Source organism: Mesorhizobium sp. M4A.F.Ca.ET.020.02.1.1 (assembly GCF_004022645.1).
Lineage (GTDB): Bacteria > Pseudomonadota > Alphaproteobacteria > Rhizobiales > Rhizobiaceae > Mesorhizobium.
Genome location: NZ_RZOI01000437.1, coordinates 1 through 5,210, shown reverse-complemented (window position 1 = coordinate 5,210; position 5,210 = coordinate 1). Strand labels below are relative to the sequence as shown.

8 protein-coding genes are annotated in these 5,210 nt (G+C 64.1%); 7 read left to right on the top strand and 1 reads right to left on the bottom strand.

Annotated features, from left to right (window positions below; all coding sequences use genetic code 11):
- The 5 genes from EN742_RS23410 to tsf form a co-directional block, all read left to right on the top strand.
- Positions 1 to 206 (top strand): DUF1849 family protein (locus EN742_RS23410; RefSeq protein ID WP_128333330.1); only part of this gene is annotated, 206 nt, incomplete at its 5' end.
- A 58-nt stretch (positions 207 to 264) separates the two neighbouring features.
- Positions 265 to 543, top strand: a complete 279-nt coding sequence (locus EN742_RS23405) for a DUF4031 domain-containing protein (RefSeq protein WP_126054457.1) — start codon at positions 265 to 267, stop codon at positions 541 to 543.
- On the top strand, positions 540 to 1,151 hold the full coding sequence (locus tag EN742_RS23400; RefSeq protein WP_126054458.1) for a LysE family translocator: 612 nt from the start codon (positions 540 to 542) through the stop codon (positions 1,149 to 1,151). Before EN742_RS23405 ends, EN742_RS23400 begins: the two co-directional genes overlap by 4 nt.
- 177 nt (positions 1,152 to 1,328) lie before the next feature.
- Positions 1,329 to 2,108 (top strand): 30S ribosomal protein S2, encoded by a 780-nt coding sequence (rpsB, locus tag EN742_RS23395; RefSeq protein WP_127406648.1) that lies wholly within the window; start codon positions 1,329 to 1,331, stop codon positions 2,106 to 2,108.
- Between the two features lie 117 nt (positions 2,109 to 2,225).
- Positions 2,226 to 3,146 (top strand): translation elongation factor Ts, encoded by a 921-nt coding sequence (gene tsf / locus EN742_RS23390; protein WP_126054460.1) that lies wholly within the window; start codon positions 2,226 to 2,228, stop codon positions 3,144 to 3,146.
- A gap of 27 nt (positions 3,147 to 3,173) precedes the next feature.
- Here the strand turns inward: tsf and EN742_RS23385 are convergent, their stop codons facing one another.
- Complete coding sequence (locus tag EN742_RS23385; protein WP_126054461.1) at positions 3,174 to 4,100, bottom strand: LysR family transcriptional regulator; 927 nt, start codon at positions 4,098 to 4,100, stop codon at positions 3,174 to 3,176.
- A gap of 116 nt (positions 4,101 to 4,216) precedes the next feature.
- Here EN742_RS23385 and EN742_RS23380 point away from each other — a divergent pair, with 116 nt between their 5' ends.
- Both EN742_RS23380 and EN742_RS23375 read left to right on the top strand, forming a co-directional pair.
- Complete coding sequence (locus EN742_RS23380; RefSeq protein WP_126054462.1) at positions 4,217 to 4,744, top strand: nuclear transport factor 2 family protein; 528 nt, start codon at positions 4,217 to 4,219, stop codon at positions 4,742 to 4,744.
- A gap of 38 nt (positions 4,745 to 4,782) precedes the next feature.
- Positions 4,783 to 5,210: aldo/keto reductase (locus tag EN742_RS23375; protein WP_148670210.1), on the top strand; the 428-nt coding region annotated here is incomplete at its 3' end.

Below are 5,210 nucleotides of genomic sequence, written 5' to 3'. Positions count from 1 at the left end.
ACAAATACTGGCCGGTCGACATCGCCTATTTCGACGACACCGACAAGAGCGGCGAGGAGGTCCCGGAGTACCGGATCAGCTTCAAGCTGCACGAAAACGGCATCACCCGCGATCTCGTCATGGACTATGGCGACTTCTCGATGACCGGCAAGCTGGTCAACCTGTCGCTGTTCGACCAGGCGAAACCCTGTCCTGCATCGAAATAGTCCAAAGGCAAATCGTCTCGCAGGGCCGTCGGCGCTGAAGAGGGGAGCGGCAGGCCTGATGGCGATCTATGTCGATGCGGCGATCTGGAAATGGGCCGGCCACCGCTGGTGCCATTTGATGGCCGACGACACCGATGAACTGCATCGCTTTGCCACCGAACTCGGCCTCAAGCGCTCGTCCTACCAGGGGCCGCCCAAGACATCGGCGCCGCATTATGACATAACCGGCTTCGAGCGCGACCGGGCGGTGCGGCTGGGCGCGATCGAGTGCAGCCGCGAGGAGATTGTTGCGATCTTCCGCCGTGTGCGGGTTCCTAACGGGAAGATAAGGCCATGACGCTCACGGCATTTCTGGCTTACTGCGCCGCGATCACGCTTGCCGCCGCTACGCCCGGCCCGGCAATGTTCGCGGTCATCACCAACGGCGTCTCGCGTGGCTTCGTCCGCGCCTTCATGGCCGGTGTCGGCATTGCCTTCGGCGATGCGGTGCTGGTGATCCTGGCGCTGCTCGGCCTGGTGGCGCTGGCACAGACTTTCGAATGGGTGTTCCTCGCCCTGAAATATGCGGGCGCTGCCTATCTGGTGTTCCTCGGCATCCGGATGTGGCGCTCGGCCAACGCCCGTGCGGATACGGCGCAGGCATCCCAGGCGAGGCTCTCACGCTCGTTTTTCCTCGGCGCCTCCATAGCGCTCGGCAATCCCAAGGCAATCCTGTTCCACGCCTCGATCATGCCGCTGATCCTCGATCTCGACACCATGACCTTCGCCGATGGGCTGCTGGTGATAGCGGTCGTCATCAGCGTCAACATTGGCACCATGGGCGTCTACGCGGCGCTCGCCGGGCGGGCCTCCGGCTGGTTCAGGACGCCGGGGCGCATGCGCCTGATGAACAGGTTTGCCGGCGGCGCCATGATCGGCACCGGTGCGCTGATCGTCGCACGCTGATCGGCAAGGAGCAGGGGCGCTTGCGTTTGTCGCGCATCCCCTCTATATGCGCGTTCATTCCACACACGGACTTTGGTGTCTGCCCGGGAGAAATCCGGCTGAAACCTCCGGTGGCGTTCAAGGACCTCGGTCCGAAAATGCCTGTGTCCGTGGAGGCCAACCGGAAAGGAACTAAGAATGGCTCTGCCTGATTTCAGCATGCGCCAGCTTTTGGAAGCTGGCATTCACTTCGGCCACCAGACCCACCGCTGGAACCCGAAGATGGCGCCCTACATCTACGGCGCCCGCAACAACATCCACATCATCGACCTGTCGCAGACGGTGCCGCTGCTGCACCAGGCGCTCAAGCAGGTGTCGGACACCGTCGCCAAGGGCGGCCGCGTGCTGTTCGTCGGCACCAAGCGCCAGGCGTCCGAAATCGTCGCTGACGCCGCGCAGCGCTCGGCCCAGTATTACGTCAACTCGCGTTGGCTCGGCGGCATGCTGACCAACTGGAAGACGATCTCGAACTCGATCCAGCGCCTGCGCAGGCTCGACGAACTGCTGGCCGGCGAGGCACAGGGCCTGACCAAGAAGGAGCGCCTCAACCTCGACCGCGAGCGCGAGAAGCTCGACAAGGCGCTGGGCGGCATCAAGGACATGGGCTCGACGCCGGACCTGATGTTCGTCATCGATACCAACAAGGAAGCGATCGCCATCCTCGAGGCCAAGCGCCTCGGCATTCCGGTCGTCGCCATCATCGATTCGAACTGCGACCCGGACAAGATCGACTTCCCCATCCCCGGCAATGACGACGCGGCTCGCGCCATCCAGCTCTACTGCGACCTGATCGCCAAGGCTGCGATCGACGGCATCGCTCGCCAGCAGGGCGCGCTCGGCGTCGACATCGGCGCCTCGGTCGAGGCTCCGGTCGAGCCGGCGCTCGATGCCCCGGCGGCCGAGACCCCGGAAGCATAATAGCGAAGGCCGGTTCCGGCCTTCATCTTTCCAATATCTTGGCGCGCTAAGCGCTGTCGCCGGGCGCATCATCGAGAATCGATGGTGCGTCGGCGCATTTGAAACAAAGAGGCGACAATGAGCATTACGGCTGCACAGGTCAAAGAACTCCGCGACTTGACCGGCGCGGGCATGATGGACTGCAAGGCGGCGTTGAACGAGACCAACGGCAACATGGAAGAGGCCGTCGACTGGCTGCGCAAGAAGGGCATCTCCAAGGCCGACAAGAAGGCTGGCCGCACCGCTGCCGAGGGCCTTATCGGCGTTGATGCCGGCCTGCGCGAGGCTGCCATTGTCGAGGTCAATTCCGAGACCGACTTCGTCGCCCGCAATGCCGCGTTCCAGGAGATCGTCGCCAACGTCGCCAAGGTGGCGCTGGCCTATGGCGCGACCGAAGCTGTGGCGGCCGCCAAGTACACGGGCTCGGACAAGTCGGTCACCGAGACGATCAAGGATGCGGTCGGCACCATCGGCGAAAACATGGGCTTCCGTCGTTCGACCAAGCTCTCTGTCGCGCACGGCGTGGTGGCGAACTATGTGCATAACAAGGTCGCCGACGGCCTCGGCAAGCTCGGCGTGCTGGTTGCCATCGAGACCACCGGTAATGCAGAGGCCGCAAATGCCTTTGGTCGCCATGTCGCCATGCATGTTGCGAATTCCAACCCGGTTGCGCTGACCGCCGAGGAAGTCGATCCGGCGCTGGTCGAACGCGAGAAGGCGATCTTCTCCGACCAGGCGCGCCAGTCCGGCAAGCCGGAGGCGATCATCGAAAAGATGGTCGAGGGCCGCCTGCGCAAGTTCTATGAAGAGGTCGTTCTGCTGAAGCAGGCTTTCGTGCTCAATCCCGACATCACCGTCGAGAAGGCGCTGAAGGATGCCGAGAAGGAAATCGGCGCTCCTGCAAAGATCACCGGCTATGTGCGTTACGCGCTCGGCGAAGGCATCGAGAAGGAAGAGACCGATTTCGCCGCGGAAGTCGCGGCGGCGGTCAAGAAATAGCCCGAAGCACAAGTAGGGCTACAGAGCTCAGGCAGCACGGCCGGGCGTCCGCGAGGATGCCCGGCCGATTTCTTGCGCGGTGTCGATGAAGGCCCGGAGCTTCGGCGCCATCGACGCCCGGCGCGGGAAATAGAGGAACAGGCCGGGTTCCTCGATCGCCGACTGCGGCAGGATCTGCACGAGGCGACCGGCGGCGATGTGGGCGCGCACCAGCGGCTCAAAGACATAGATGATGCCAACCCCGGCAAGCGCGAGGTCGATCGCGGCGAGCGAATCGGTGACGATTGCCGTGCCATTCGTTTCCACAGAGACGTCATTGCCGTCCTCGCTCAGGTCCCAGCGGTAGAGCGCGCCACTGCGCACGAGGCGGTAGCCGATGCAATTGTGGCCGGCGAGATCGGCGATGGCGGTGGGACGGCCGCGCCGCCCGACATAGGTCGGCGAAGCAGCCATCACGACACTGAATGGCGGCGTCAGCCGGACCGCCACCATATCCTGTGCGATCATCTCGCCCAGCCTGATGCCGGCGTCGAAACCTTCTCCCACGATATCGACGAGGCCCTGATCGGCAAACAGCTCGACGGTCACGTCCGGATAGCGCTCCGCCATCGCCGCCACCACGGGGGTCACCGCCAGCGGGATGGCGATATGGGAGACGTTGATCCTGAGCAGCCCCGCCGGGCGGCCGCCGATGCCGCGGATGCGGTCCATGCGTTCGGCGATGTCCTGCAGGGCAGGGGCTGCGGTCTCGATCAATGCCTTGCCGGCTTCGGTCAGCGAGACGCTGCGCGTCGTGCGCGCGAACAGCGGCTGACCGATCCGCTCCTCGACCAGACGCACAGCGTGGCTGACCGCCGACGGGCTCATGCCGAGCTCGGCCGCGGCGAGCGCGAAGCCGCCGCGCCGTGCGACGGCGACGACGACAGGCAGGTGGCTGAGCAGATCGCGATCCATTGATGAGCGGTATCGCATAGTCATTGCGAACAATGCAATCTTATCGTCTGCCGCATACTTGCACACATTGTCGCCAGCGCCACCGGCGGCGGGCCGATGCAGAAGGAGAAGACGAGATGAAAGCGTTGAAGCACGTCACTTTCGCAGCGGGCATGGCATTGGCACCGGTCGATGCCGGCGGAGCGGAACCGTCGGACTGGCACGCGCACGCCAATGAGCGCGCCGTGATCCGCATCGCCGACTCGATCGACCGCGCCGTCGACGCGCAGGACTGGCCGCTTGCCCGTAGCTATTTCGCGGATCGGGTCACTGTGGATTTCAGCAGCCTCTCCGGACGGCCGCCGGCCACCATCGCCTCGGACGAGCTGATCGGCACATGGTCGGCGAACCTCAAGGGGAGCAAGACGAGCCTGCACCTGCGCACCAACCACCAGGTGGTGATCGACGGCGACCGCGCCACCGTGTCGTCGAATGGCTACGCCTGGAATCGGATGGAAGGCAATGGCGACCCGCTCTGGGAAGTCTGGGGCACCTACGAGCACCGCCTGACCCGCACGCAAGCCGGCTGGAAAGTGGATGGCTTCACGTTCCGCATGACGCATGAGCGCGGCAACGCGTGGGTCAAGACCACTCCCGGCCGCTGAATGGCGGCATCAATCCCTATCAGAATCGGAACTACATCATGACGATGAATTACTACACCCTCGGCAACAGCGGCCTTCGGGTAAGCCGCATCGCGCTCGGCACGATGACCTTCGGCACGGAATGGGGCTGGGGAGCCGACCGGGAAACCGCCCGCTCGATGTTCGACGCCTATGTCGAGGCAGGCGGCAATTTCTTCGATACCGCCGACCTCTACACCAATGGCACGAGCGAGACCTGGCTCGGCGAATTCGTCGCCGAGCGCGGGCTGCGCGACAAGGCAGTGATCGCCACCAAGTTCACCATGAACACCGAGCCCGGCAATCCGAACAGCGGCGGCAATGGCCGCAAGAACATCATGCGCGCGGTGGAGGCCTCGCTCAGGCGGCTCGGCACGGACTATATCGACCTCTACCTGCTTCACGTCTGGGACAGGCTGACGCCGGCCGAAGAGGTCATGCGCACGCT

Coding starts and splice junctions, on each gene's coding strand:
- tsf (WP_126054460.1), top strand. CDS start 2,226: ATGAGCATTACGGCTGCACAGGTCAAAGAACTCCGCGACTTGACCGGC.
- EN742_RS23400 (WP_126054458.1), top strand. CDS start 540: ATGACGCTCACGGCATTTCTGGCTTACTGCGCCGCGATCACGCTTGCC.
- EN742_RS23405 (WP_126054457.1), top strand. CDS start 265: ATGGCGATCTATGTCGATGCGGCGATCTGGAAATGGGCCGGCCACCGC.
- EN742_RS23380 (WP_126054462.1), top strand. CDS start 4,217: ATGAAAGCGTTGAAGCACGTCACTTTCGCAGCGGGCATGGCATTGGCA.
- EN742_RS23385 (WP_126054461.1), bottom strand. CDS start 4,100: ATGGATCGCGATCTGCTCAGCCACCTGCCTGTCGTCGTCGCCGTCGCA.
- rpsB (WP_127406648.1), top strand. CDS start 1,329: ATGGCTCTGCCTGATTTCAGCATGCGCCAGCTTTTGGAAGCTGGCATT.